The 26457-nt window shown below is 55.6% G+C and carries 27 protein-coding genes and 1 tRNA gene; 20 read left to right on the top strand and 8 right to left on the bottom strand.

Features of this window, described 5'->3' with window-relative positions; genetic code table 11:
* Window positions 1-8: 8 nt before the first annotated feature.
* Window positions 9-1250 carry a multifunctional CCA addition/repair protein gene (locus tag ACNQ0T_RS13580; protein ID WP_023298627.1) on the top strand — a complete coding sequence of 414 codons (1242 nt, stop codon included), beginning with the start codon at window positions 9-11 and terminating at the stop codon, window positions 1248-1250.
* Between the two features lie 13 nt (window positions 1251-1263).
* On the opposite strand, the gene bacA is transcribed toward ACNQ0T_RS13580, so the two are convergent.
* Both bacA and folB read right to left on the bottom strand, forming a co-directional pair.
* The gene (gene bacA / locus ACNQ0T_RS13575; protein ID WP_417930136.1) at window positions 1264-2085 is read right to left on the bottom strand and encodes an undecaprenyl-diphosphate phosphatase; all 822 of its coding nucleotides are present in this window, start codon (window positions 2083-2085) and stop codon (window positions 1264-1266) included.
* A 107-nt stretch (window positions 2086-2192) separates the two neighbouring features.
* Complete coding sequence (gene folB / locus ACNQ0T_RS13570) at window positions 2193-2561, bottom strand: bifunctional dihydroneopterin aldolase/7,8-dihydroneopterin epimerase (RefSeq protein WP_063149085.1); 369 nt, start codon at window positions 2559-2561, stop codon at window positions 2193-2195.
* Between the two features lie 107 nt (window positions 2562-2668).
* Here folB and plsY point away from each other — a divergent pair, with 107 nt between their 5' ends.
* From plsY to ureG, 10 genes are all read left to right on the top strand, one after another.
* The gene (gene plsY, locus ACNQ0T_RS13565; RefSeq protein WP_017384031.1) at window positions 2669-3283 is read left to right on the top strand and encodes a glycerol-3-phosphate 1-O-acyltransferase PlsY; all 615 of its coding nucleotides are present in this window, start codon (window positions 2669-2671) and stop codon (window positions 3281-3283) included.
* A 92-nt stretch (window positions 3284-3375) separates the two neighbouring features.
* A complete protein-coding gene (locus ACNQ0T_RS13560; RefSeq protein WP_417930135.1) occupies window positions 3376-4842 on the top strand; it encodes an MFS transporter in 1467 nt (488 codons plus the stop codon).
* Between the two features lie 155 nt (window positions 4843-4997).
* Complete coding sequence (locus ACNQ0T_RS13555) at window positions 4998-5825, top strand: urease accessory protein UreD (RefSeq protein ID WP_058646838.1); 828 nt, start codon at window positions 4998-5000, stop codon at window positions 5823-5825.
* A gap of 10 nt (window positions 5826-5835) precedes the next feature.
* Window positions 5836-6138, top strand: coding sequence for an urease subunit gamma (locus tag ACNQ0T_RS13550; RefSeq protein WP_003862556.1), 303 nt, complete (start codon window positions 5836-5838; stop codon window positions 6136-6138).
* 10 nt (window positions 6139-6148) lie between these two features.
* Window positions 6149-6463 carry an urease subunit beta gene (locus ACNQ0T_RS13545; RefSeq protein WP_045308001.1) on the top strand — a complete coding sequence of 105 codons (315 nt, stop codon included), beginning with the start codon at window positions 6149-6151 and terminating at the stop codon, window positions 6461-6463.
* Window positions 6456-8159, top strand: coding sequence for an urease subunit alpha (ureC, locus tag ACNQ0T_RS13540; protein WP_045308002.1), 1704 nt, complete (start codon window positions 6456-6458; stop codon window positions 8157-8159). The genes ACNQ0T_RS13545 and ureC overlap by 8 nt, the downstream gene beginning before the upstream one ends.
* 9 nt (window positions 8160-8168) lie before the next feature.
* Window positions 8169-8633 (top strand): urease accessory protein UreE, encoded by a 465-nt coding sequence (gene ureE / locus ACNQ0T_RS13535; protein WP_023306979.1) that lies wholly within the window; start codon window positions 8169-8171, stop codon window positions 8631-8633.
* Window positions 8634-8642: 9 nt separating this feature from the next.
* Complete coding sequence (locus ACNQ0T_RS13530; protein WP_003862561.1) at window positions 8643-9182, top strand: HupE/UreJ family protein; 540 nt, start codon at window positions 8643-8645, stop codon at window positions 9180-9182.
* Window positions 9182-9856 (top strand): urease accessory protein UreF, encoded by a 675-nt coding sequence (locus tag ACNQ0T_RS13525; protein WP_417930134.1) that lies wholly within the window; start codon window positions 9182-9184, stop codon window positions 9854-9856. The genes ACNQ0T_RS13530 and ACNQ0T_RS13525 overlap by 1 nt, the downstream gene beginning before the upstream one ends.
* A 9-nt stretch (window positions 9857-9865) precedes the next feature.
* On the top strand, window positions 9866-10483 hold the full coding sequence (ureG, locus tag ACNQ0T_RS13520) for an urease accessory protein UreG (protein ID WP_023298635.1): 618 nt from the start codon (window positions 9866-9868) through the stop codon (window positions 10481-10483).
* A gap of 87 nt (window positions 10484-10570) precedes the next feature.
* On the opposite strand, the gene tsaD is transcribed toward ureG, so the two are convergent.
* Window positions 10571-11584 carry a tRNA (adenosine(37)-N6)-threonylcarbamoyltransferase complex transferase subunit TsaD gene (gene tsaD / locus ACNQ0T_RS13515; protein WP_022649449.1) on the bottom strand — a complete coding sequence of 338 codons (1014 nt, stop codon included), beginning with the start codon at window positions 11582-11584 and terminating at the stop codon, window positions 10571-10573.
* Window positions 11585-11820: 236 nt separating this feature from the next.
* On the opposite strand from tsaD, the gene rpsU reads away from it, so the two are divergent.
* The 3 genes from rpsU to rpoD all read left to right on the top strand — a co-directional run bounded on the left by rpsU (window position 11821) and on the right by rpoD (window position 15895).
* On the top strand, window positions 11821-12036 hold the full coding sequence (gene rpsU, locus ACNQ0T_RS13510; protein WP_001144069.1) for a 30S ribosomal protein S21: 216 nt from the start codon (window positions 11821-11823) through the stop codon (window positions 12034-12036).
* 115 nt (window positions 12037-12151) lie between these two features.
* The gene (gene dnaG / locus ACNQ0T_RS13505; protein WP_003862574.1) at window positions 12152-13897 is read left to right on the top strand and encodes a DNA primase; all 1746 of its coding nucleotides are present in this window, start codon (window positions 12152-12154) and stop codon (window positions 13895-13897) included.
* Window positions 13898-14050: 153 nt separating this feature from the next.
* Complete coding sequence (gene rpoD / locus ACNQ0T_RS13500; protein ID WP_006812010.1) at window positions 14051-15895, top strand: RNA polymerase sigma factor RpoD; 1845 nt, start codon at window positions 14051-14053, stop codon at window positions 15893-15895.
* Between the two features lie 101 nt (window positions 15896-15996).
* Here rpoD and mug read toward each other — a convergent pair whose 3' ends face one another.
* A complete protein-coding gene (mug, locus tag ACNQ0T_RS13495) occupies window positions 15997-16503 on the bottom strand; it encodes a G/U mismatch-specific DNA glycosylase (RefSeq protein ID WP_023298636.1) in 507 nt (168 codons plus the stop codon).
* Between the two features lie 124 nt (window positions 16504-16627).
* On the opposite strand from mug, the gene ACNQ0T_RS13490 reads away from it, so the two are divergent.
* The 3 genes from ACNQ0T_RS13490 (at window position 16628) to ACNQ0T_RS13480 (ending at window position 18637) form a co-directional block, all read left to right on the top strand.
* Window positions 16628-16703 (top strand) — tRNA-Ile (locus ACNQ0T_RS13490).
* A 628-nt stretch (window positions 16704-17331) separates the two neighbouring features.
* Complete coding sequence (locus ACNQ0T_RS13485; protein ID WP_417930132.1) at window positions 17332-18138, top strand: Zygote formation protein zyg1; 807 nt, start codon at window positions 17332-17334, stop codon at window positions 18136-18138.
* 103 nt (window positions 18139-18241) lie between these two features.
* Complete coding sequence (locus ACNQ0T_RS13480; RefSeq protein ID WP_250116158.1) at window positions 18242-18637, top strand: hypothetical protein; 396 nt, start codon at window positions 18242-18244, stop codon at window positions 18635-18637.
* A 50-nt stretch (window positions 18638-18687) separates the two neighbouring features.
* Here the strand turns inward: ACNQ0T_RS13480 and ACNQ0T_RS13475 are convergent, their stop codons facing one another.
* Window positions 18688-18849 (bottom strand): hypothetical protein, encoded by a 162-nt coding sequence (locus ACNQ0T_RS13475; RefSeq protein WP_023298674.1) that lies wholly within the window; start codon window positions 18847-18849, stop codon window positions 18688-18690.
* Between the two features lie 716 nt (window positions 18850-19565).
* On the opposite strand from ACNQ0T_RS13475, the gene ACNQ0T_RS13470 reads away from it, so the two are divergent.
* Together ACNQ0T_RS13470 and ACNQ0T_RS13465 are read left to right on the top strand one after the other, a co-directional pair.
* The gene (locus tag ACNQ0T_RS13470; protein ID WP_417930130.1) at window positions 19566-20282 is read left to right on the top strand and encodes a hypothetical protein; all 717 of its coding nucleotides are present in this window, start codon (window positions 19566-19568) and stop codon (window positions 20280-20282) included.
* Window positions 20283-20394: 112 nt separating this feature from the next.
* Window positions 20395-21564 (top strand): DNA repair protein, encoded by a 1170-nt coding sequence (locus ACNQ0T_RS13465; RefSeq protein WP_284097914.1) that lies wholly within the window; start codon window positions 20395-20397, stop codon window positions 21562-21564.
* On the opposite strand, the gene ACNQ0T_RS13460 is transcribed toward ACNQ0T_RS13465, so the two are convergent.
* A complete protein-coding gene (locus ACNQ0T_RS13460; RefSeq protein WP_048966113.1) occupies window positions 21565-22329 on the bottom strand; it encodes a siderophore-interacting protein in 765 nt (254 codons plus the stop codon). It abuts the gene before it with no gap.
* A 145-nt stretch (window positions 22330-22474) separates the two neighbouring features.
* Between ACNQ0T_RS13460 and ACNQ0T_RS13455 the strand changes: the two genes are divergently transcribed.
* Entirely contained in the window at window positions 22475-22969 is a 495-nt protein-coding gene (locus tag ACNQ0T_RS13455) for a PadR family transcriptional regulator (protein WP_284097913.1), read from the top strand.
* On the opposite strand, the gene ACNQ0T_RS13450 is transcribed toward ACNQ0T_RS13455, so the two are convergent.
* Together ACNQ0T_RS13450 and ACNQ0T_RS13445 are read right to left on the bottom strand one after the other, a co-directional pair.
* Window positions 22966-24525 carry a methyl-accepting chemotaxis protein gene (locus tag ACNQ0T_RS13450; protein ID WP_126315194.1) on the bottom strand — a complete coding sequence of 520 codons (1560 nt, stop codon included), beginning with the start codon at window positions 24523-24525 and terminating at the stop codon, window positions 22966-22968. The genes ACNQ0T_RS13455 and ACNQ0T_RS13450 overlap by 4 nt on opposite strands.
* A 239-nt stretch (window positions 24526-24764) precedes the next feature.
* The gene (locus tag ACNQ0T_RS13445; protein WP_063146541.1) at window positions 24765-26285 is read right to left on the bottom strand and encodes a PAS domain-containing methyl-accepting chemotaxis protein; all 1521 of its coding nucleotides are present in this window, start codon (window positions 26283-26285) and stop codon (window positions 24765-24767) included.
* Between the last annotated feature and the right edge of the window lie 172 nt (window positions 26286-26457).

Here is a 26457-nt window from a genome sequence, read left to right as displayed (position 1 = left end):
GTGTTGGCGTGAAGAGTTATCTGGTCGGTGGTGCGGTACGTGATGCGTTATTAGGTCTGCCGGTCAAAGATAAAGATTGGGTCGTGGTCGGTGCCACGCCCGAAGCGATGATTGACGCGGGCTACCAGCAGGTAGGCCGCGATTTTCCTGTGTTCCTCCATCCGAAAAGCCGCGAAGAGTACGCCCTGGCGCGTACCGAACGGAAATCGGGTTCCGGTTATACCGGCTTCACCTGCTATGCCGCGCCGGATGTCACGCTGGAGCAGGACTTACTGCGCCGCGATCTCACCATTAACGCCCTGGCGCAGGACGAAAACGGACATATCATCGACGCCTACGGCGGCCAGAACGATCTGCGCGATCGTCTTTTACGCCATATTTCCCCCGCCTTTTCTGAAGATCCGCTTCGCGTACTGCGCGTGGCGCGTTTTGCCGCCCGTTATGCCCATCTGAGCTTCCGTATCGCCGACGAGACGATGGCGCTGATGACGGCCATGACCGACGCGGGCGAGCTGGAACACCTGACGCCAGAACGCGTCTGGAAAGAGACCGAAAACGCCCTGACTACCCGTAATCCACAGGTCTTTTTCCAGGTTCTGCGCGACTGCGGGGCGCTGAAAGTGCTGTTCCCGGAAATAGACGCGCTGTTTGGCGTGCCCGCCCCGGCGAAATGGCACCCGGAAATTGATACCGGCATTCACACTCTGATGACCCTGAGCATGGCCGCCATGCTCAGCCCTGAAGTGGACGTGCGCTTTTCCACCCTCTGCCATGACCTCGGCAAGGGGTTAACGCCAAAGGAGTTGTGGCCACGCCACCACGGGCACGGTCCGGCTGGCGTAAAGCTGGTTGAAGGGCTTTGCCAGCGCCTGCGCGTGCCGAATGACATTCGCGATCTGGCAAAACTGGTCGCCGAGTTCCACGACCTGATCCACACCTTTCCGATCCTGAAACCCGCCACCATCGTCAGGCTGTTCGATAACATCGACGCCTGGCGCAAGCCGCAGCGCGTGGAGCAAATTGCGCTGACCAGCGAAGCGGACGTGCGCGGCCGTACCGGGTTTGAAGCGTCCGATTATCCGCAGGGTCGTTTGCTGCGCGAGGCGTGGGAAATCGCAAAAGCGGTGCCAACGAAAGAGGTGGTGGAGGCAGGGTTTAAAGGCCCGGAGATCCGCGAAGAGCTGACGAAACGGCGGATTGATGCGGTTGCGGCGTGGAAGGAAAAACGTTGCCCTCAGCCGAAAGACTGAGGGCGGTCGGTCATCAGAAGAAGACCACGTACACGGCAGCCGCGACGATAAAGCGGTAGATCGCGAACGGAATAAACGAGATACGCTTAATCAGTTGCAGGAAGGTTTTGATGGCAATCAGCGCCACGATAAAGGCGGTGATAAAGCCCACGGCGAACATCGGAATGTCGCCTACGGTCAGGAAGCCGATGCTTTTGTAGAGATCCAGTGCGGTGGCGCCCATCATCATCGGTACCGCCAGCAGGAACGAGAACTCAGACGCCGCGTAACGGCTCACGCCCATCAGCATCCCGCCGGAAATGGTTGCCCCTGAACGGGAGAAGCCCGGCCACAGCGCCAGACACTGGAAGCAGCCAATCATAAACACCTGGCGATACGTCATATCGTCCAGACCTTCTGCACGCGGAGTTTTTGGCTTCAGCACTTCGGCGGCAATCAGCAGGAAGCCGCCGACAACCAGCGCGTACATCACGTTAATCGGGTTGAAAAGCGATTTTATGGTGTCGTGGAACACCAGCCCCAGCACCACCGCCGGGATCATCCCCAGCAGAATATGAATCAGCGTCAGGCGCCCCTTGCCCTCTCCTTCACGCTGCGGTAAACGCCCGAAGTGGATGCCGATCAGACCAAACAGACGACGCCAGAACATGACGACCACCGCCAGAATAGAGCCCAGCTGAATCACCACCTCAAACGTCTTTGCGGTATCGCCTTCAAAGCCCAGGAGATGGCCAACGATAATCATATGGCCCGTACTGGACACCGGCAAAAACTCCGTCAATCCTTCGACCACACCCAGAATTGCCGCCACCAGCAGCGAGTGCATATCGCTCATCTATAAACCCCTAAAAATATATAAAAAAAACGGTGTCCCACGCGGACAACCGTGAAAGATACAGCTTTAAGACCGATATAACCTAAAATGGTTTAGCAATTATGACGTTAAATCTTTCCTTTCAGATTTGTGCCACGCTCGATAATCACGCCCACATTGGCGGCGCGCGCCACCGCGCCCGGCTTGCTTAGTTTGATGCGCACCCACGGGGAGTTAAATTTGCTCAGTAGCAGGTCCGCTACCTCTTCCGCCACGCGTTCCACCAGCGCAAATCGTTGCCCTTCCACGTGGCCGATGACCGCTTCACTGATGTCGGCGTAGCTCAGACAGTCATTCACATCATCGCTTTTTGCTGACTTGCGGTTATCCCAGCCCATTTCGATATCGAACACCAGTTTCTGCTCGATGGTCTGTTCCCAGTCGTAAACACCAATTGTGGTGATTACCGAAAGTTGCTCTATAAATACAATATCCATCACGACCTGCCTGCTTTTTGGCTAAACCGGATACCACTTCCGGCGAATTATGCGTATTATCCACAGATGCTGAGAATACAGATACATTTTCAAAACGGAACAGCGTTATGAGTGCAATCGCGCCTGGAATGATTATCCTCGCCTACCTTTGCGGCTCAATCTCCAGCGCCATTCTGGTCTGCCGCATCGCCGGGTTGCCTGACCCGCGTGAAAGTGGTTCCGGGAATCCGGGGGCGACCAATGTACTACGAATTGGCGGCAAGGGAGCAGCCGTAGCGGTTTTGATTTTTGATGTTCTGAAAGGAATGCTCCCCGTCTGGGGTGCGTATGCGCTGGGCGTCACACCCTTCTGGCTGGGGCTGATTGCTATCGCCGCCTGCGTCGGCCATATCTGGCCCGTTTTCTTTGGTTTTAAAGGCGGTAAAGGCGTTGCAACCGCGTTTGGCGCGATTGCGCCGATCGGCTGGGATCTCACCGGCGTGATGGCGGGCACCTGGCTGCTGACCATCCTGCTGAGCGGTTATTCGTCGCTGGGCGCCATCGTCAGCGCACTGATCGCCCCGTTTTATGTCTGGTGGTTTAAACCGCAGTTTACCTTCCCGGTGTCGATGCTCTCGTGTCTGATCCTGTTGCGCCACCACGACAACATTCAGCGCCTGTGGCGGCGTAAGGAAACCAAGATCTGGACGAAGCTCAGGCGTAAAAAGAAAGACGCTCAGTAAACCGTTCGTTATGCCTTATAACCAAATGTGATTTTTGTCACCTTCTGCCTGTGGTAACTGTTAGAGACACAACACAACCACACAAAAAGAAAATGGCAGAAATCACAGATACAACTCCCCTTTCAACGGCAGGAAGCACCCCGGATGGCGACATCAAGTGGGTGCGCAGCGCATCGGACGTTTCACGTCTCGTTAATGACGGCTCTCAGGGCCGGGCCAATGCCCGCATCGTGGTCGGTATCGCGCTCGGGGGAATTTTCCTCGATGCCTACGATCTCGGCGCGCTGGCATTCGGCATCAAAGACATCACCCGCGAATTTAACCTGACGCCCGCCGGTACCGGCATGGTGGCCTCGGCGATTACCTTTGGTGCGATTGTCGGGGCGCTGCTCGGCGGCTATCTTACGGATAAAATCGGGCGCTACCGCGTCTTTATGGCCGACATGGTGTTCTTTGTCGTTGCCGCTATCGCCTGTGCGCTGGCCCCGAACGAATATGTGCTGGCGGGCGCGCGCTTTGTGATGGGTCTTGGCGTTGGGATCGACCTTCCCGTCGCGATGGCGTTTCTCAGCGAGTTCGCCAGGCTGAAAGGCCCGGGGAATAAAGCCTCCAGCGTCGCAATGTGGTGCCCCACCTGGTACGCGGCCATCAGCATCTCTTATCTTCTGGTGCTCTTCTTTTACGCCGTGCTGCCGGAAAGCCATAGCGACTGGCTCTGGCGTCTGATCCTTGGCTTTGGCGCGGTGCCCGCGCTGGTGATTATCGCCATCCGCAGCCGCTATATGAGCGAATCCCCGGTCTGGGCGGCGAATCAGGGCAATCTGAAAGAGGCGGCGTCCATCCTGCGGCAGTCGTACAACATTAATGCCCACGTGCCACAGGATGTGCTTGACCAGCCCGCGCCGGTGGTCAATAAGGCAAAATGGTCGAACTACCTGAATCTGTTCCGCGGTATCTATCTGCGGCGTACCACGCTCGCCACGCTGCTGTCGGTTGTCTCCTCGTTCGCCTATAACGCCGTAGCCTTTGGCCTGCCGGTGATCATCTCCAGCTTCTTTGTGCAGTCGATGCTGACCACCATTCTGATCTCGCTGGCGCTTAACCTGCTGTTTGCGTTTGTCGGCGGGCTGCTGGCAGTGCGCTATGTTCCGCGCTTCGGCGCGTGGCGGATGTCACTGGCGGGTTACGCCTGCCAGCTGGTGGCGCTGCTCGGTCTGGCGCTGATTGGCCGCCCTGACGGGGCCACGGAAGGCGTGGTCGCCGTCGCGATGCTGGCGCTGTTCCTGTTTGGCCAGGGTTTTGGTCCGGGTGCGCATACCATGACGTTTGCCTCCTTGAGCTACCCGACCTCGCTGCGCGGCGTGGGCGTGGGGCTTAACCAGACGCTGATGCGCAGTAGTTCAACGCTGTCACTGTTTCTGTTCCCGCTACTGGTCGCGTCGCTGGATACCGCCGTGTTCTGGGTGATTGCGCTGGCGCCGTTTATCGGCCTGGTATCGCTGCTGGCGATCCGCTGGGAGCCGTCGGGGTATGATGTGGATGCAGAGGATTATCGCTAGCCTTTCTTGCCGGGTGACGCTGCGCTTACCCGGCCTACATTACTGAAACCGGCTCACATGAGCCGGTTTTTTATCCATAAGCGACTCATATGACAGCCTTCATTTCCGCCAGGGCATACTGAAACGTACCCCGATAGTGTGGAAATGGAAGCACCATGTTAGCAACTCAGGTCACTGATAATTCATACAAAGGCTGGCAGGCCACGCTTGCCCTCCAGTTTTGTTATACCCCTGAGAAAACCCTCCTCCATTCCGCGCGTCACACCGGGCCGCTCACCGTTCAGCGCCCGTTTTACCCTGAAGGCGAGACCTGCCATCTTTACCTGCTGCATCCACCAGGCGGGATTGTGGGCGGGGATACGCTGGATATTTCCGTGCGGCTCGACGCCAAAAGCCATGCCCTCATCACCATGCCCGGCGCCAGCAAGTTCTATCGCAGCAGCGGCCCGCTGGCCTGTCTGAATCAGCAATTTTACCTCGACGAAGAGGCCACGCTGGAGTGGCTGCCGCAGGACACCATAATTTTCCCCGGCGCTAACGCCGCGCTGCGTTCCGTCTTCCATCTTAAGGCCACCAGCACGCTGCTGGCGTGGGAGCTGTACTGTCTGGGCCGTCCGGTGATAAACGAAACCTTCAGCCACGGCACGCTGGAGAGCCGCCTTGAGGTGTGGGTGGATGGCGAGCCGCGTTTGATTGAGCGACTGCATCTTAACGATGGCGATCTGTCGCCCGCCGCAGGCCATTCGTGGGTCGGCACGCTGCTGTTCTACCCGGCCCGGGAAGCTCATCTTGATACAGTGCGCGAGCGGCTCGCCCCGCTGGAAAACTTTGGCGGGGCGACGCTCACCGACGACCTGCTGTCGGTGCGTTTTCTCTCCCACGACAACCTCATTTGCCAGCGGGTGATGCGCGATATCTGGCAGTCGCTTCGCCCGCTTTTAACCCCCAAAACCGCCTGTTCGCCGCGTATCTGGCAGACATAAGAGAAACGCTATGGAACTGACTCCCAGAGAAAAAGACAAGCTGTTGCTGTTCACCGCCGCGCTGGTTGCCGAACGCCGCCTCGCGCGCGGGGTAAAGCTCAACTACCCGGAATCGGTCGCGCTGATCAGCGCCTTTATTATGGAAGGCGCGCGCGATGGCGAAACCGTCGCCTCGCTGATGGAAGCCGGCCGCCACGTCCTGACGCGCGATCAGGTGATGGAGGGCGTGCCGGAGATGATCCCGGATATCCAGGTGGAAGCCACCTTCCCGGACGGATCCAAGCTCGTCACCGTCCACAATCCGATCGTGTAAGGAGCGCGTGATGATCCCTGGCGAATACCGGATCCAGTCCGGCAACATTGCGCTCAACGTCGGGCGCGAAACCCGAAGTGTGATCGTGGAAAACCACGGCGACAGGCCGATCCAGGTCGGCTCGCATTACCACTTTTACGAGGTCAACCCGGCGTTGAAATTCGATCGCGAAGCCACCCGAGGCTACCGACTCAACATCCCGGCCGGCACTGCCGTGCGCTTCGAACCCGGCCAGAAGCGGGAAGTGGCGCTGGTGCAGGTGACGGGCGCGCAGCGCATTTTTGGTTTTCGCGGCGAGGTCATGGGCGAGGTGAAACATGACTGAGATTTCACGCCAGGCGTATGCCGATATGTTCGGCCCCACTACCGGGGATAAAGTGCGGCTGGCCGACAGCGAGCTGTGGATCGAAGTGGAGGACGATCTCACGATCTACGGCGAAGAGGTTAAATTCGGCGGCGGAAAAGTGATCCGCGACGGCATGGGACAGGGGCAGATGACCGCCGACGACTGCGTGGATCTGGTGCTCACCAACGCGCTGATTGTCGATCACTGGGGGATTGTGAAAGCGGATATCGGCATAAAAGATGGGCGGATCTTCGCCGTCGGCAAAGCCGGAAACCCGGACATTCAGCCCGGCGTGACGATCCCGATTGGCGCGGCAACGGAGGTGATCGCCGCAGAAGGGAAGATCGTCACCGCTGGCGGGATCGACACCCACATCCACTGGATCTGTCCGCAGCAGGCGGAAGAGGCGCTGGTCTCTGGCGTCACCACCATGATCGGCGGCGGCACCGGCCCTGCGGCAGGTACAAACGCCACCACCTGCACGCCGGGGCCGTGGTATATCGCCCGCATGTTGCAGGCCGCCGATACGCTGCCGGTGAATATTGGCCTGCTGGGCAAAGGGAACGGTTCAAACCCGGACGCGCTGCGCGAGCAGATCGCGGCTGGCGCCATCGGGCTTAAGATCCACGAAGACTGGGGCGCGACGCCTGCGGCAATCAACTGCTCGCTGGAGGTCGCTGAAGAGATGGATATTCAGGTGGCGCTGCACAGCGACACGCTGAACGAGTCCGGTTTTGTCGAAGACACGCTGGCCGCCATCGCCGGGCGCACCATCCACACCTTCCACACCGAAGGGGCGGGCGGCGGCCATGCGCCGGATATCATCACCGCCTGCGCGCACCCGAATATTTTGCCCTCCTCCACCAACCCGACACTGCCCTACACGGTGAATACCATCGACGAGCACCTGGACATGCTGATGGTCTGTCACCATCTCGACCCGGATATCGCCGAGGACGTGGCGTTTGCGGAATCCCGTATTCGTCGGGAAACCATCGCCGCCGAAGACGTGCTGCACGATATCGGCGCGTTCTCGCTCACCTCGTCAGATTCACAGGCCATGGGCCGCGTGGGGGAAGTGATTATCCGCACCTGGCAGGTGGCGCACCGCATGAAGGTGCAGCGCGGCGCACTGCCGGAAGAGACAGGCGAGAACGACAACTTCCGCGTGAAGCGCTATGTCGCCAAATACACCATTAATCCGGCTCTTACCCACGGCATCGCCCATGAGGTCGGTTCTATTGAGGCGGGCAAGCTGGCGGATCTGGTGGTCTGGTCCCCCGCTTTCTTTGGCGTCAAACCGGCCACCATCGTCAAAGGCGGGATGATCGCCTGCGCGCCGATGGGCGACATCAACGCCTCGATCCCCACGCCGCAGCCGGTGCATTACCGCCCGATGTTTGGTGCACTTGGTGCCGCACGCCACGCCACGCGGCTGACGTTTGTCTCGCAGGCCGCTGATGCCAGCGGCATTCCGCAGCGGCTCGGATTGCAAAGCGCCACTGCGGTGGTGAAAGGCTGCCGGACGGTGAAAAAGGCCGACATGATCCACAACGATTTACAGCCGAATATCACCGTTGACTCGCAAACCTATGAGGTTCGCGTCGACGGCGAATTGATCACCAGCGAACCGGCAGAAGTTTTGCCGATGGCGCAACGCTATTTTCTGTTTTGAGGAGTGATGATGATTTATTTAACCCAACGCCTGGACCACGCGCACCCGATTACCGCCAGCGTCACGCTGCCGATTGACGTGCGGGTGAAAAGCCGCGCCCGCGTGGCGCTGAACGACGGTCGCGAAGCCGGGCTAATGCTGCCGCGCGGCCTGTTGCTGCGCGGGGGCGACCTGCTGACTACCGACGACGGCAGCGAAGTGATCGAAGTGATCGCCGCCCCGGAGTCGGTTTCCGTGGTGCGCTGCGCCGACCCTTTCCTGCTCGCCCGCGCCTGTTATCACCTGGGCAACCGCCACGTACCGCTGCAAATCATGCCCGGCGAACTGCGCTACCACCACGATCACGTTCTCGACGACATGCTACGTCAGTTCGGGCTGGAGGTGACCTTCGCCAGCCTGCCCTTTGAACCGGAAGCGGGCGCTTACACCAGCGATGCCCACAGCCATGGCCACTCCCACGCTCATTCACATTAAGGACTCATCATGCGTAAGTATTTACCGCTGTTTCTGCTGGCCTTTTCCGTTCCGGCGCTTGCCCATCCCGGGCACGGAACCGACAGCTTTCAGGCAGGTTTTCTCCATCCGCTGACCGGGCTGGATCACCTGCTGATGCTGACGGGGGCTGGCGTGCTGTCCGCCCTGAGCGGCCGCAAGCTGCTGCTGCCGTTAGCAACGCTCGGCATGATGCTTGCTGGCGCCGTTGCGGGCAGCCTGCTCGGCGGCTTTAGCGGCATGGAGATGCTGATTATCGCCTCGCTGGCGGTCTGCGGCGTGATGATGTTTAAGACTGAAAATCGCCTGCTGCTGGCGGTTCCAGCCCTGGCGATGTTCCATGGCTGGGCGCACGGCGTGGAGATGTCCGGCCACAGCTTCTGGCTCTTTACCAGCGGATTTATGTTAGCCAGTGCCACGGTGCTGTGCGCCAGCTTCGCGGCAGGGCTGCTGCTGCGCCGTCACGACGGCCTGCGTAAAACCTTCGGCGGCGGGCTGATCGTCTCTGCCCTGCTGGCGTTGATGAGCTGATGGAGCACGCCCGCCAGCGGCTGCGCCTGATGCAGCTCTCCAGCAGTAGCCTGCCGGTCGGTTCGTTTACCTGGTCACAGGGGCTGGAGTGGGCTGTCGAGGCCGGGTGGATCACGGACGCTGAGGCCTTCAGGCGCTGGCAGATCCAGCAGATGGAGCAGAGCTTTTTCTGCGTCGACCTGCCGCTGTTTATCCGCCTGTATCATGCCTGCGAGAAGCAGGAGGTCGCGACAGCAAAACGCTGGACGGCATACCTCCTCGCCTGTCGGGAAACGCGCGAACTGCGCGAGGAAGAACGCAACCGCGGCGCAGCCTTTACGCGCCTGGTTAAAAGCTGGGAACCCGCCTGCCCGCCAGAATGGATGCCGCTGTTGATGCAGAGCCAGCTCGGCGGTATGGCGTGGCTCGGCGTGCGCTGGGGCATTAGCGCGCGCGAGCTGGCGCTGAGCCTCGGCTACAGCTGGATTGAGAGCGCGGTGATGGCGGGCGTCAAGCTGGTGCCGTTTGGGCAGCAGGCCGCACAACAGCTGATTATCGACCTGAGCGACCATTTTGCCGCCGGGTTTGAACAGGCATTTTTACGTGGCGACGACGCGCTGGGGGCAGCTACGCCGCTGTCCGCCATCGCCTCCGCGCGCCACGAAACCCAATATTCACGACTATTCCGTTCCTGAGGAGTCAATATGGCTGATTACAAACATCCCCTGCGCGTTGGCGTGGGCGGCCCGGTAGGGTCGGGCAAAACCGCCCTGCTGGAAGCGCTCTGCAAGGCGATGCGCGACACCTATCATCTTGCGGTGGTGACTAACGATATCTACACCAAAGAGGATCAGCGCATCCTGACCGAGGCGGGTGCGCTTGAGCCAGAGCGCATCGTAGGGGTGGAAACGGGCGGCTGTCCGCACACCGCCATCCGCGAAGATGCCTCAATGAACCTGGCAGCGGTGGAAGCCTTGAGCGAGAAGTTCGGCAATCTGGATCTGATCTTCGTCGAAAGCGGCGGGGATAACCTGAGCGCGACCTTCAGCCCGGAGCTGGCGGACCTCACCATCTACGTGATCGACGTGGCCGAGGGGGAAAAAATCCCGCGCAAAGGCGGGCCGGGGATCACCAAATCCGATTTTCTGGTGATCAATAAAACCGACCTCGCGCCGTACGTGGGGGCGTCCCTGGAGGTAATGGAGCGCGACACTAATCGCATGCGCGGCGAGCGTCCGTGGACCTTTACCAACCTGAAGGCGGGTGACGGGCTGGCGACGATCATTGCGTTTCTGGAAGAGAAAGGGATGCTGCGGATGTAGTGCGGTTTATTGCCGGGTGGCGGCTTCGCCTGACCCGGCCTACGATTTTTGCAGACCCGGTAAGCGCAGCGCCACCGGGCAAAAGACTTACGCCTCAGGCAGCTCCGCCAGCGGCCAGCGCGGACGCACGGACACGCTCAGGTCAGCCGTGGCGCCAGCGTTCAGGCGCACCATCCCGGCGTAGGCGATCATCGCCCCGTTATCGGTACAAAATTCCGGACGCGCGTAGAACACTTCCCCACGACGCTTTTGCATCATTTCGGCAAGCTTCGCGCGCAGCGTACGGTTGGCGCTCACGCCACCGGCCATCACCAGGCGCTTAAAGCCCGTCTGATCCAGCGCACGCTTGCACTTGATCATCAGCGTATCCACCACCGCATCTTCGAACGCGCGGGCGATGTCGGCACGCGTCTGCTCGCTGTCGTCGTTATTGCGAATGGTGTTCGCCGCGAAGGTTTTCAGACCGGAGAAACTAAAATCCAGCCCCGGACGATCGGTCATCGGACGCGGGAAGACAAAGCGCCCTTCCGTTCCCTGCGCGGCCATTTTCGACAACATCGGGCCGCCAGGATAATCCAGGCCCAGCAGCTTGGCAGTTTTGTCGAAGGCTTCACCGGCCGCGTCGTCGATCGATTCGCCCAGCAGCTCATACTTGCCAATGCCCGTTACGCTAATCAGCTGCGTATGACCGCCGGAGACCAGCAGCGCCACAAACGGGAACGCTGGCGGATTGGCTTCCAGCATCGGAGCCAGAAGATGTCCTTCCATATGGTGAACCGGAATGGCCGGAACGTCCCACGCGAAGGCCAGCGAACGCCCTACCGTTGCGCCGACCAGCAGCGCGCCAACCAGGCCCGGTCCTGCAGTATAGGCCACGGCATCAATATCTTTTGCACTTAACCCGGCCTCTTTCAGTGCCGCCTGAATCAGGGGAACCGTTTTACGCACGTGGTCACGAGAGGCCAGTTCAGGCACGACGCCGCCGTAGTCAGCGTGCAATTTCACCTGACTATACAGTTGGTTGGCCAGAAGCCCTTTTTCGTCGTCGTAAATCGCGATGCCGGTTTCATCGCAGGATGTTTCAATACCCAGTACACGCATGACTTGTTTTACCTCGTTTCAATACCGCGCAGTGTAGAGCCTGGGCGGGTTGATGTAAAACTTTGTTCGCCCCAGGAAGAAGCCTCGTGTATACTCTTCCCCCTTATAAAAGTCCCTTTCAAAATCGCATCGGTGCTTTACAAAGCAGCAGCATTTGCAGTAAAATTCCGCACCATTTTGAAATAAGCTGGCGTTGATGCCAGCGGCAAACCGAATTTATTAAAGGTGAGAGTTACATGCCGGTAATTAAAGTACGTGAAAACGAGCCGTTCGACGTAGCACTGCGTCGCTTCAAACGTTCATGCGAGAAAGCAGGTGTTCTGGCTGAAGTTCGTCGTCGTGAGTTTTATGAAAAACCAACGACCGAACGTAAGCGCGCTAAAGCTTCCGCTGTGAAACGTCACGCGAAGAAACTGGCTCGCGAAAACGCACGCCGTACTCGTCTGTACTAATCTGTTGAGGGCCACAGCCCTCAATTGACAGACAGAGTTGTAGTCGTAAGGCCGTGCTTCCGGAAGGAATGCGCGGCTTGTTTTCGTTTATAAGTCGCTTAAATTTTTGGGGCATATGGCCGGAAGAATCCCACGCGTTTTCATCAATGACCTGCTTGCCAGAACCGACATCGTCGATCTCATCGACGCGCGGGTGAAGCTAAAAAAGCAGGGCAAGAACTACCATGCGTGCTGTCCGTTCCATAACGAAAAAACCCCCTCTTTCACCGTAAACGGTGAAAAGCAGTTCTACCATTGCTTCGGCTGTGGCGCACACGGTAATGCCGTCGATTTTTTGATGAACTACGATAAGCTCGAGTTCGTTGAAACCGTCGAAGAGCTGGCGGCGATGCATAACCTTGAAGTGCCGTATGAAGCAGGCAGTGGGCCAAGTCAGATCGAGCGCCATCAGCGGCAAACGCTATATCAGTTGATGGATGGCCTGAATTCGTTTTACCAACAGTCTCTTAAGCACTCTGCGGCTGAGCCTGCGCGTCAGTATCTGAACAAGCGCGGACTGAGCGACGATGTGATTGCGCGTTTCGCTATTGGTTACGCCCCGCCCGGCTGGGACAACGTGTTAAAGCGTTTTGGCGGCAATAGCGAAGATCGTAAATCCCTCATCGACGCAGGCATGCTGGTCACCAACGACCAGGGACGAAGCTACGACCGCTTCCGTGAACGGGTGATGTTCCCGATCCGCGACAAGCGTGGCCGGGTGATAGGCTTTGGTGGTCGCGTGCTGGGTGATGCCCTGCCGAAATACCTTAACTCCCCGGAAACCGATATTTTCCATAAGGGCCGCCAGCTTTACGGTCTTTATGAGGCACAGCAGGATAATGCGGAACCTCCGCGTCTTCTGGTCGTCGAAGGCTATATGGATGTTGTTGCGCTGGCGCAGTACGACATTAACTATGCCGTTGCGTCGCTGGGAACGTCCACCACGGCGGACCATATCCAGTTGCTGTTCCGCGTCACCAACAACGTGATTTGCTGTTACGACGGTGACCGCGCAGGACGCGACGCCGCCTGGCGAGCGCTGGAAACCGCGTTGCCGTATATGACCGACGGGCGTCAGCTACGCTTTATGTTCCTGCCCGACGGTGAAGACCCGGATACGCTGGTGCGTAAAGAGGGCAAAGCGGCATTTGAAGCGCGGATGGAGCAGGCACAGCCGCTCTCCACGTTTCTGTTTAACAGCCTGATGCCGCAGGTTGATTTGAGTACCCCTGACGGGCGCGCGCAGCTCAGCACGCTGGCGCTGCCGTTAATCAGCCAGGTGCCCGGCGAAACGCTGCGCATCTATCTGCGTCAGGAGTTAGGCAACAAGCTCGGCATTCTGGATGACAGCCAGCTTGAACGTTTAATGCCTAAACAGGCTGAAAACGGCACGGTACGCCCCGCGCCTCAGCTAAAACGCACAACCATGCGTATACTGATAGGGTTGCTGGTGCAAAACCCCGAACTTGCTCCGCAAGTGCCGTCACTGGCGGGTTTGAACCACGAAAAATTGCCCGGACTTGGCTTATTTTCAGAATTGGTCAACACTTGTTTGTCTCAGCCAGGTCTGACCACCGGACAACTTTTAGAGCATTATCGCGGCACAAAAGAGGCCGCTACCCTTGAAAAACTGTCGATGTGGGACGATATAGCAGATAAGGATATCGCAGAAAAAACGTTCACCGACTCACTCAACCATATGTTTGATTCGATGCTTGAGTTGCGCCAGGAAGAGTTGATAGCTCGCGAGCGCACCCATGGCTTAAGCAGCGAAGAACGCCGGGAGCTCTGGATGATTAACCAGGAACTGGCGAAGAAATAAAAAATTTAACGGCTTAAGTGCCGAATATCGATCGGGAAGCCCCCGGCAGCCGCACTGAGAGGCAGCGGCAAAAATATAAGTACGCCCTCGCTTTAAAGGTTGGCAGCCCTATCGCCGACACCAATCAAACGAATTAAGTGTGGATACCGTCTTATGGAGCAAAACCCGCAGTCACAGCTGAAACTTCTTGTCCAACGCGGTAAGGAGCAAGGCTATCTGACCTATGCCGAGGTCAATGACCATCTGCCGGAAGATATCGTCGATTCAGATCAGATCGAAGATATCATCCAAATGATCAATGACATGGGCATTCAGGTGATGGAAGAAGCACCGGATGCCGATGATCTGTTGCTGGCTGAAACCTCCAACAACACTGACGAAGATGCGGAAGAAGCTGCTGCACAGGTACTGTCCAGCGTGGAATCTGAAATCGGGCGTACCACTGACCCGGTCCGCATGTACATGCGTGAAATGGGTACCGTTGAACTGTTGACCCGCGAAGGCGAAATTGACATCGCAAAACGCATCGAAGACGGGATCAACCAGGTTCAGTGCTCTGTTGCCGAATACCCGGAAGCGATTACCTATCTGCTGGAGCAGTACGATCGCGTTGAAGCGGAAGAAGCGCGTCTGTCCGATCTGATCACTGGCTTTGTCGACCCGAACGCTGAAGAAGATATGGCGCCAACCGCCACTCACGTCGGTTCTGAGCTGTCTCAGGAAGAGATGGATGACGACGAAGACGAAGATGAAGAAGAAGACGACGACAGCAGCGACGACGACAACAGCATCGACCCTGAACTGGCGCGCGAGAAGTTTGCCGAGCTGCGTACTCAGTACGAAGTGACGCGTGACACCATCAAAGCGAAAGGCCGCAGCCATGCTGCCGCTCAGGAAGAGATCCTGAAGCTGTCGGAAGTGTTCAAACAGTTCCGCCTGGTGCCAAAACAGTTCGACTACCTGGTGAACAGCATGCGCGTGATGATGGATCGCGTACGTACCCAGGAACGTATCATCATGAAGCTGTGTGTTGAACAGTGCAAAATGCCGAAGAAGAATTTCATCACCCTCTTCACCGGCAATGAAACCAGCGAAACCTGGTTCAACGCCGCTATCGCGATGAACAAGCCGTGGTCTGAAAAGCTGCACGACGTGAAAGAAGACGTACAGCGCGGCCTGCAAAAGCTGCATCAGATTGAAGAAGAGACCGGCCTGACCATCGAGCAGGTGAAAGACATCAACCGTCGTATGTCCATCGGTGAAGCAAAAGCCCGCCGTGCGAAGAAAGAGATGGTTGAAGCGAACTTACGTCTGGTTATCTCTATCGCCAAGAAATACACCAACCGTGGCCTGCAGTTCCTGGATCTGATTCAGGAAGGCAACATCGGTCTGATGAAAGCGGTAGATAAGTTTGAATACCGTCGTGGTTACAAGTTCTCCACCTATGCTACCTGGTGGATCCGTCAGGCGATCACCCGCTCTATCGCAGACCAGGCGCGTACCATCCGTATTCCGGTGCATATGATTGAGACCATCAACAAGCTCAACCGTATTTCTCGCCAGATGTTGCAGGAGATGGGTCGCGAGCCGACGCCGGAAGAGCTGGCTGAACGCATGCTGATGCCGGAAGACAAGATCCGTAAAGTGCTGAAAATCGCTAAAGAGCCAATCTCCATGGAAACACCAATTGGTGATGATGAAGATTCGCATCTGGGTGATTTCATCGAGGATACTACCCTCGAGCTGCCGCTGGACTCTGCCACCACCGAGAGCCTGCGTGCCGCTACGCACGACGTGCTGGCTGGCCTGACCGCCCGTGAAGCGAAAGTGCTGCGTATGCGTTTCGGTATCGATATGAACACCGACCACACGCTGGAAGAAGTGGGTAAACAGTTTGACGTGACCCGCGAACGTATCCGTCAGATCGAAGCGAAGGCGCTGCGTAAGCTGCGCCATCCGAGCCGCTCTGAAGTGCTGCGTAGCTTCCTGGACGACTAACCCATGTAAACCGCAAAAAGCTCCCAATCGGGAGCTTTTTTTTGTTTATTCCCTCTCCCTGTAGGAGAGGACCAGGGTGAGGGCATCAGGCCGCAGAGGAGCTAAAGCCCCCTCACCACCAGCGCCTCATCAAGTTCCCGATACGCCTCCACCAGCTTGTCCAGCGTCGCCCTGTTCAGCCCGCTCGGATTCGGCAACACCCACACCTGCGTTACGCCAATGGTAATGTTCTGCTTACCCCACTTCGCACCGCGCTGGCTGAACGCCTGCTCGTAGGCCTGCTTGCCGAGGATCGCCAGCGCTGCGGGCTGGTAGTCTTCAATCTTCTTCACCAGTTCCCGCCCGCCAGTACGCAGCTCATGCAGATTTACTTCGCTCGCCTGCACCGTGGGACGCTCGACCAGCATGGTGATGCCACAGCGCGTATCCAGCAGCTGCTGCTCTTCTTCCGGCTTAAGCTGTTTGTCGGTAAAACCGGCCTGGTGGATCACCTTCCAGAAGCGATTTCCCGGATGAGCAAAGTGAAAACCGGTGTGCGCCGAGGACTTGCCCGGGTTGATTCCGCAGAACACCACCCGCAGGCCAGGGGCCAGAATATCATTGATCATCTCTACTCCTGTCTATGCATCTTAAGATAAGTATAAAGGATTGATTATGCGTTGTTTATAAAAACAGCAGGCAGGTGTGAATGGCTGGATTGATGAGGGGAGTTACTTTATAATTCACCGCCACGGCCCCTTAGCTCAGTGGTTAGAGCAGGCGACTCATAATCGCTTGGTCGCTGGTTCAAGTCCAGCAGGGGCCACCAAATTTTAGCTTTAGAATCATCAAGTTAAGCCACTCAATTGAGTGGCTTTTTTGTTACTCAATACATGAGTGTCGCACGAAAGTAAGAGCGTCTCCCGCTCATCAAGGTTTTGATAAAGCCCTGTCCCGGGCAAAGAGGGGTTTACTCATTACTCCGGAGGTTCGTTCCGCTTGATAAGAAGGAGCTAATGGTGGAGTATCGGAAAGCAGCCCACCAGCGTGGGGCAATTACCATCATTACGAATAATGGTGCGCCCAGCTTATACGAGCTCTACCGCGATAATGGCTTTACGGTGCATGAGTTCGATAACCAGCAAAAAATATCATGTAAGGATGATAATCGAAATCGCGTCAACAATATTATTGCTGTGCTTTAGCGCTCAAAAAGTAATAAAAAAGATCATTGAAAGTTATAAACCCAGAGAGTTATATTCACCAAGCCAATTAATCACCAAGAATTGATCTGTTTTTGTGATAATTGAGTCATTTTTAAGACCCCCATCACATTCTAAGACATTTCTAACGAGCATATTAATATCCGTAGGCAGGGGCTTAAAAAAATAGAAGCTATAAGTAGATCTATTTAATCTTATGCCCTCACTCGTCCCACCTGATATAAGGATATATGTATGAACATCGTAGAAGAAGCGGTTAAAAGCATCAATACAATGTACGAAGGCGGCTCAGCACCTCTCTCTGAATATAAATTCCAGTCTCATGAACTTGCCCAAAAACAAGCGCAAATGTTATTCACCAATGATCGGGGTGATATCGAAAAAGACGCTCAATTCAGAATGAATCAGACGGGTAACATTTTCTATGTTTCAACTTCACCAGAACTAACCGAAAAAACAAAAAAACTATTCGATAGTGTAACGGTTTTATTCGCGGCAATGACGGCAGGGTTAAACGCATGTGAAAAATCACTGTTTGACTATGACACCTGGCGCTCGGTCATTGGCAAATCAGGCTTCTTTGTTGAAGTACAGAAAACCAGAAATATGATGACGATTAAAAATAGCGGCGTTACTGTAAATACCCAGATTGTTCAGCAGTTGCTGCCAGGGCTGACTTCTGGCAACGCAATGGAAATTGCCAAAGGCGTTCTGAGTGCAGTTAATGGTGAGTTTCAGGCGTCTGAACGTGCGGAAGAAGCTAAGATCGGACATCTCCTTTTCATCTGTGAAGAGCTTTTTGGTGCCCCAAGCGTCACAGTGCGCTTGTTCTTTGCGTCTAAAAAATCGCATAGCACCTTTACGAACTCTCCATGCCACAAGTCAGTTTCGACTACTTTTGAACAACTGCAAGAAGCGAATACATACCTGTTCGTATCTCCTGAAAGTATCGCTGAATATGCGAAGCGATTCACTGAGCAACCGGAAGAGTATTTAAATCTCATTGAGCGTTTCAAAGAAATGATCAACCCGCGTAAATAATTTTGGTTACAAAGTATAGGCTGCACATTGCAGCCTATATAAGTAACTCTTAGTGATTTCAGCTTCCACTATTACCCATACAACTTACTGGAGGTGATTTCGTATGGTTAATCCATTCAAAATCATATTAGTTTCTCTGGCAATCGTAATTATTTTTGCGAATCAGTCCATTGCAAACATATATGTGTGTGACCAAGATCCATGCACTACCTGGAAACCAATAACAGATGCACAACGGGCAATGGAGTCTTTCGATGAGTTAAAAACAAGGGTTGATGTGGCTTTAATAAATTCATCAAATGATCGTATTAAAAAAGGTGTCTCCGATGCGAATTTGAATCTTTATCTAAAGTCGAATTTGTGGCATAAGGGTGGTAGTGCGCCTAAATCATACGAGCATCTGACAGCTTATGTCTATGAAGATAATGTACATGTAGGGACCTGCCATATCCATTCCTACAAGACGAAACTATTCGGACCTTACGTCACCACTTGTTAAAAATAACAGGATCAAAGGAGACAGGGCCGCAAGCGGCCCTGTCGGTATTTTTACTGCTTGGTGTGCGGCATCACGCCTTGCAGGTTAAACTCAACACCTTGAGCCTCGAAGGTTTTGAACTTAAGACTATCAGCCTTAAATTGAACTCCCCCGAACACCAGCGCAACAATGATGACAACAGACAGAAGTAGATCACGAAGATTTACGTTCATTATGCCTCCTTGCGGAGCCGCACCCTTTTTCCCTTAGTTAATCCGGGCGTTCACAATGGGTGCAATCAAAATTTGTGAACTTGGATTGCTAGGGTCGGCGTGGTTGTAAGGCTTTCATACCCGGCGGGGGCTAACCCGCTGAAAGGCCTAAGGCAAGAGCTATCTCGCCAATTTAGTGGCTCTCTTTCGAAAGCATCTAAGGGGCGAGAATGCCCATTGCCAACACTACACATCCAGCACTCGGTTCACGGGTGACATTGTGCCAAAAAATGCCACTATATCAACTGCTTTTTTGAAGCATGTACTATCATCATCAAGGACTTAAAGTTTACAAAAAGTGAATAAAATACTTGATAGGAAGTGACAAAAAGGTAGACTGTCCTTGTGAACTTGGATTGCTAGGGATAACGCAAAGTGAAACGCTAGCTACGTTTTACTTCGAAGGGCCGCTAACCCTTCCAGCGTATCGAATTACCTGTATATGCAGGCGTTGAAAGCCACCTTTTGGTGGCTTTTTTCGTTTCTGGCACCCAGCTCTTTGACCAGTGGAGTCTTGTTAGCCTCTTTTCTGACTCAACCACCAAATCTCATCACTATGCCCATCATCATAATTCAAGGCGCGATCTGTTCAGGCCATGAAGGCTTCCCGCCCCCCCCCTGCCGTCGCAGGGGAGACGTTCTTTACAGTTAACGGTATACCTGCGCAGGTGAATGGCATGCCATTTGACAAGCACAGCGACAAAAACAGCTCCCCTGATGGCGTCGCTATATCTACTCACCCCTGGTACACCTCAACCTCATGGGAGTTGTGTGCATGGGCGATCCGGTCTCCTGCGGTTCTGTGGTTGCATCCGGCGATCCGCTTATCTTCATTCTCAGAGGCCTTCATGCTTGAACAACAGTACCAGATCGACGCTTTCAATGCGCAATGCGTACGCAAAGCTGGTGGGCTTACCCCGCCCGATTCTGCTACGCTGTACCGCTCAGCAGTAAAGCGTATAAATCAGCTCGTTTCTGAACTCAGCGCACTTTTACCCGAAACGATCACTTACCCGCCCAGCCTCGCTGGGGTCATTTCGACGCTCGACGGTATTACTGAAGACCTCACTGATGCCGCAACCCTTTTTGAGGCAGTGATTGAGCTTATCGAAAGCAATGCAGATGTCGCCACGCCGCAAGCTGCACTCTCCCTCGTTAATAGCGTGTCAACTTCGGATCCGAAATTCGCATTCACCATTCTGAACCACATTTTGATAGCCGTGGGCACGGCGCACCCAGCAGATCCTGGGGCACCGGTCGTTATCCCAGAGGATTTACTGGATGACGTTTCAGATGCCGTTGAAGCCTTTGCGGAAGATACCGGGCCATACAGCAAGCACATACGGAGCCCACCACACATAGCCCGGCCTGTCGCTTCCCCTCACAAACCCTAAAAACTAAAGAAATCCCCCATCGCGCCGATCATCATCCGTGTGTATTATTTCCAGTAGCTTTTACAACAACTAACCTTAACTCAAATACTTAAGCGCCAGAGCGAAAGGCATCATGAGCACACCGATCAAACGGCTAGAAATCATTAAAAATGCCATTGAGCTGGAAGATGACGACATCATCCGGAGCCAGTTGAAACGTCTCAAAGAGGAAGCCTTTGACGATGAACTCCTGTCCATCGTCGCGGCGCTTGAGCAGAAAAACTACACCGCAGCCCTTCGCGCTATCACCGCCTGGCTGCAAAGCCAGCGCGCCGTTACCCCGTGGCGTGACCCGCAGCTGGCGGCCAGCAAGCTGGAGCTAAAAGCCCTGGAAGAGCGTCTGCGCGATCTGATTGATCGTCGTAACGCCCGGGTACAGCAGCTTGATGAATTCAACGATCTCTATTTCTCCCGCCTCGGGCCGTTGATGCAGCAGATCCTCGCCCTGCGTAAAACGCTGGCGGAGCTTAACCTGCGTCGTCAGCAGGCGGAGACGCGTCGTCGGGAAGAGGATTACCGCCGCTGCCAGGGCTATATGGCGCAGGCCGTAGAGGTTCTGACAACGCTCACCCGGCGCTGGCGAGATCTGCCTGCGGATTCCGTTCAGGCGGCAGAGGCGCGCAAGCATCTTCAGCAGCAAAGTAATCTGATTGCCAACCTGCTGGCCGAAGCGATGGAGCTGGAGACCGGTTTAACGCGTGAAGAAGAGCCAGCACGTCAGGCGCGCGATGAGGCCAACGAAGAGTACAAAAAGTATCGAGAACAGCATCATGATGCCGAGGTGCGCCTGCGTAAAGGCAAGGATCTCTCTGAAGAGGATCGGAACGAGCTGAAGCGGCTCTGGCGTCAGGCGAGCAAGCTATGCCACCCGGATCTGGTTGCCGATGATTTAAAAGAGGAAGCCAACAGGATGATGGTGCAACTCAACCAGGCCAAACAGCGCGGCGACGTGAAGGCCATTCGCTCGCTGGTCGCCCGTCTGCAACAAGGGTTTGAACCGATGATGGCGAGCGACAGGCTGAACGACCTGGAACGTATTCGCAAAAAAATGGCGCAGGTGCGTGAGCAAATCGACACCCTGGTGAACGAGCTGGCAGAGCTGGAGAAGGAAGAGTCCTGGCTGCTCGTCTCGTCGCTCAGCAATATGGAAGCCTACTTTGCCCAGCAGGAGAAAGCGCTGAGAGAGGTATGCGCCTCGCTCGAACATCAGGTGAGCGAAGCGCAGCTGGATCCCGCAGCCTGATTATTTGGCGTGCCAGTACGCACTGGCACGTACCAGCTGTGGGTCAATTGCGTCGGTTTCAAACTGACGGCTCAGGCGTTTCACCACCTTCCCCTCTCCGGTCAGCCAGATAAAGTAATCCTCTTCCGGCACGGCCAGCGCTGCAAGATGGTCGGCTACCGCCTGCTCGTTGTGGCCGATAACCCAGGTGATGTTGAACCCGCTCAGGTGCGCCAGATAGTCCTGGTACGCCGCATCGCCCACGGTGACGATGGCGTGGATCGCCGGGGGAACAGGCAGTTTTGCGATGCTTTCTAAACGGCGGCGCAGCGCGGGCATACCCGACTCGTCGCACACGTACAACTGCCAGGCGTAATCTTCCGGCACCACCAGCGAACCACGCGGACCGCCGATGGTCAGCTTGTCGCCCACCTTCGCCTCTACCGCCCAGTTGCTGGCAATGCCGCCATCATGCACGAAAAAATCGAGCGCCAGCTCGTGTTTTTCGTCATCGTACAGCGGGGTGTAGTCACGCGCCTGCGGACGCACCCCGTCGCCCCAGTCGATGCCTTCATCGGTCACCACAGGCGGCACGAAAGGGGTGCCCGGTGCCGGGAAAAAGACTTTGGTATGGTCGTCAAAGCCGCGAGAGCTAAAGCCCTCCAGCGCCTCGCCGCCTAGTACAATGCGCTGAAATCCTGCGCTGACTCGCTCAGTGCGCAGCACGTTCAGCTCACGAAAACGCAGGTCATTGCGGACACGTTGAGGGTAACGGGTAGATGCCATGTTGATGCCCTTCTCAGGTGAATACGATATATCGGAATGAATTTTTAATGATAATGATTGCTATTAACTCAGAAATCAAGATTTTTTAGATTGCATCTGAATATATCTTAGATATAGTTTAGATATATCAAATTGAGGAAGAAACATGCGACACGAACACGACAGCGGCGGACGCCGGCCACGATTTTTTGGCCATGGTGATTTGCGGCTGGTGATCCTGGATATCCTGACCCGCAACGCGAGCCATGGTTATGAACTGATTAAAGAGATCGAGAACCTGACGCAGGGACATTACACGCCAAGCCCTGGCGTGATCTACCCGACGCTGGATTACTTGCAGGATCAGGCGCTGATCACCATTACCGAAGAAGAGAACGGCCGTAAGCGGATTGCAATTAACGCCGCCGGGCAGCAATGGCTGGATGACAATCGGGAACAGCTGGAGCAGATCCAGACGCGTATCAAGGCGCGCTCCGTCGGGTTCCAGCTGCGCAAAAACCCACAGATGAAGCGGGCGCTGGATAACTTCAAAGCGGTTCTGGATCTGAAGGTTAATCAGGGAGAGCTCAGCGACGCGCAGTTAAAACAGATTATCGGCGTGATTGACCGCGCGGCACTGGAGATCTCCCAGCTGGATTAAGCCAGCACGCCGTCGCTCACGCGGAACACGCGGACCAGCTCTTTCAGATGTATCGCCTGTTCGTTAAGGGATGCCGCCGCCGCAACGGACTCCTCCACCAGCGCGGAGTTCTGCTGGGTGGTGGCGTCTATCAGGCCAATCGCGCTGTTGATCTGCGAGATACCTTCCGTCTGTTCATGGCTGGCCTGGCGAATTTCACGCAGGATGACGTCCATCTCTTCCACGTTGCCGACCATGCCGTTGATAAGCCCGCTGGCTTTCTCCACAAGGTTCATGCCGTCCTGCGTCTGGCTTGTGGAGCTTTCAATCAGCTGGCGGATCTCACTCGCAGATGTTGCACTTTTCTGCGCGAGCTGGCGTACCTCACCCGCCACCACCGCAAAGCCGCGACCATGCTCACCTGCGCGCGCCGCTTCGACCGCCGCGTTCAGCGCCAGAATGTTGGTCTGGAAGGCAATGGCGTCGATCAGGTCGATGATGTCGGACATCCTGTTCGATGTTTCGTTAATCAGGCGCATTTTGCTGGTGACCTGCTTCATCATCTCGCCGTTGTTTTTGACCACGGCAGCCGCATCGGCAGACAGGTTCGTCGCTTCTCCGGTGTGGGACGCGGTGTTCTTCACCGTGGCGGTAATCTGCTCCATCGACGCGGCCGTCTGTTCAACGGAACTGGCCTGCTCCTCCGTGCGGGCAGCCAGATCCTGGTTGCCCGCGACAATCTGTGCGGCGGCGCTGGAGATGTTTTCCGATCCGGTTTGCACCTGCTGCACAATCTCCAGCAGGCGCGTTTTCATCTCCATCAATGCGGTGAGGAGCAGTCCGGTTTCATCTTTACCGTGCGAGGTAATGCTGCCGGTGAGATCGCCATCGGCGATGGCCTCCGCAAAATTCACCGCGTCGTTCAGCGGGCGGGTAATGGATCGCACAATGAACCAGCCAGTCAGGCTGGCTGCCGCGACGCTGAAAAGCGTAATCAGGATCAGCAGCAGACGATTAGTGCGGAAATCGCCTTCCACCTGCTCGCCCGCACTCTGCATTTCATGATCCTGGATCGCAATCAGCGCCTGCACTTTCGCTTTATAAGACTGTTGCAGGTCCAGGGTGTTGGTCATCATCTCGTTTATCGCGCCCGCACGGTCGTTATTCTGCACGGCCTGCAAAATGCGGTAGCGCGAGTCAAGATATTGCTGGCGTACGCCGTGGATGTCCGCCAGCACCTGTTGGGATTTTTTATCCTTGAGAGCGTTGTCCAGCTCGCTCAGGATTGCGGTGATGCGCTCGCTTATCGCCTTCAGACGCTGTTCTGATTGCGTCGTGTACGTTCCCTGTTCGTCCAGCAGCATGAGCTGCTGCGTGCTGATAAATTCCTGGAAGTTGTCGATTAACTGGTTCGCTTTTACCGTAGTTGGATAGTCGCTGGTAAGAATGGTTTGCATTCCATTGTTTGCCCGATTCAGGCTCATCAGAGACAAGCTTGCGCTGACGACCATCAGGACAATAAATAATCCAAACGCCAGAAATAATTTCGTGCCGATCTTTACGTCATGTATGAACATATTTACCCCATCGATGTGATTATTTCTCAGACGATCGCTGTTATCGGTAGGAAACGCGCTAACTTTATGACTTTGATCGTTTTTTTATTTCTCACTTTCAATAAATCCGGGGCGGAGCAATTAAAAATCGGATGCTTTTTTTAGTTACTTAATATTTCATTAACAACATAACTTATTCTGAAAAACAAAAAAGCCGTTTACCCCGGAGGAATAAACGGCTTTATCGAAGCATGCATTTCTTAATGCAGCACGGTAACCGCATCTTCAAGACGTCCAGCCCGGTGCTTAACCATCGCGGAAATCTGCGCGCTCTCTTCGACCAGGTCAGCATTTTTCTGCGTAATGCTGTCCAGTTCTGCCACGGCACGGGTCAGCTCTGTCAGGCCTGTCGCCTGCTCGGAGGTGGAGTGGCTGATCTGCGCGATAAGCTGCGTGACGTTTTTCACCTGCTCGACAATATCATCCATGGTACGTCCCGCGGCGTGGACCTGATCGGCGCCCGACTGCACTTTGCTGGCGCTGGCGTCGATCAGCTTGCGAATATCGTTAGCCGCGTTCGCGCTGCGGCTGGCAAGATGACGCACTTCGCCCGCCACCACCGCAAAGCCTTTCCCCTGTTCGCCCGCGCGTGCCGCCTCAACCGCGGCGTTCAGCGCCAGAATATTGGTCTGGAAGGCGATGTCATTGATAAGCGAGGTAATAGAGCCAATGCGCTGGGTACTGTCGGCAATGTCATCCATGGTTTTCACTACGGTCTGCATCACGGTGCCGCCCTGCGTGGCCGCGCTGCTGGCAGCCATCGACAGCTTGTCGACTTCGGCTGCGGTCTCAGAGTTACTCTGCACCGACGCCGCCATCTGGTTCATTGTTGCCACGGTCTGCTGCACGTTAGCCACGGTCTGGCGCGTGCGGTCGTTGAGATCTTCATTACCCTGCGCCAGCCTGTCGCTGCCGTCGCGCACGCTCACCACCTGGCTGGAGACGTCGTTGATAAGCCAGCGGCACATCAGCCCCAGTTGTCCGACGGCCCGCAGCATCAGCCCCAGTTCATCGCTGCGGTTAAGATGCTGCACGCTGTTACGCTCGCCGGTAGCGACCCTGAGCGCCTGCCTTGCGACGTTTTCCACCGGGCGGACAATCTGTTGCTCAAATACCAGGGTGCCAAGCAGCATCACCACGGCTGCCGCCACCAGCGAAGCCCAGCCTGCGGCACTGGCAACCAGCGTTGCGGCCATCACCGCAAAAAGTACCGCCATTACGCTACGCACGCGCCAGCGCAGCGGCATCGCCGGTAATTTGCCGAGCCAGCCTTTGCGCACCACCAGCCCTTTATGAATGCGTTTTTTGCTACGTCCTTCATTGAGCGCCTTATAAAGCGGCTCCACCGCGGCGATCTCGTCCTCGGTGGCGCGGGTACGAATGGACATATAGCCCGTCATCTGACCGTTACGCACCATTGGTACCGCATTGGCGCGTACCCAATAGTGATCGCCATTTTTACGTCGGTTTTTGACAATCCCGCTCCAGGGCTCGCCCTTTTGCAGCGTGTACCACATGTCGGCAAAAGCCGCTTTCGGCATATCCGGGTGGCGCACAATGTTGTGCGGCTGCCCGAGCAGCTCCTGAAGCGTAAAGCCACTCACTTGCACAAAGGTGTCGTTAGTGTGGGTCATGTAGCTGTGGAGGTCGGTGGTCGACATAAGCGTGGTGTCATCGTCCAGCGGATATTCATTCTGGGTGACATAGTCAGGAGAGGACATAGTGAGCATCCCTTGCAGGTTATTTGAATGTTAATTTTGTGGCTTATGTTTTTTCGGCGATAAAAAATTTATCTTTAGTTGTTAAATATGATTGAGATCGCAAATCTCGGTTAAACCGCACTTTTCGTACGCTTTTCTAATTAATTGATTTAAAATACTTTCGACACGAAAC

Source organism: Enterobacter cloacae complex sp.6700776, from assembly GCF_048284255.1.
GTDB lineage: Bacteria > Pseudomonadota > Gammaproteobacteria > Enterobacterales > Enterobacteriaceae > Enterobacter > Enterobacter intestinihominis.
Note: the sequence above shows the minus strand (reverse complement) of the source record. Positions and strands in the feature narration are given on the sequence as shown.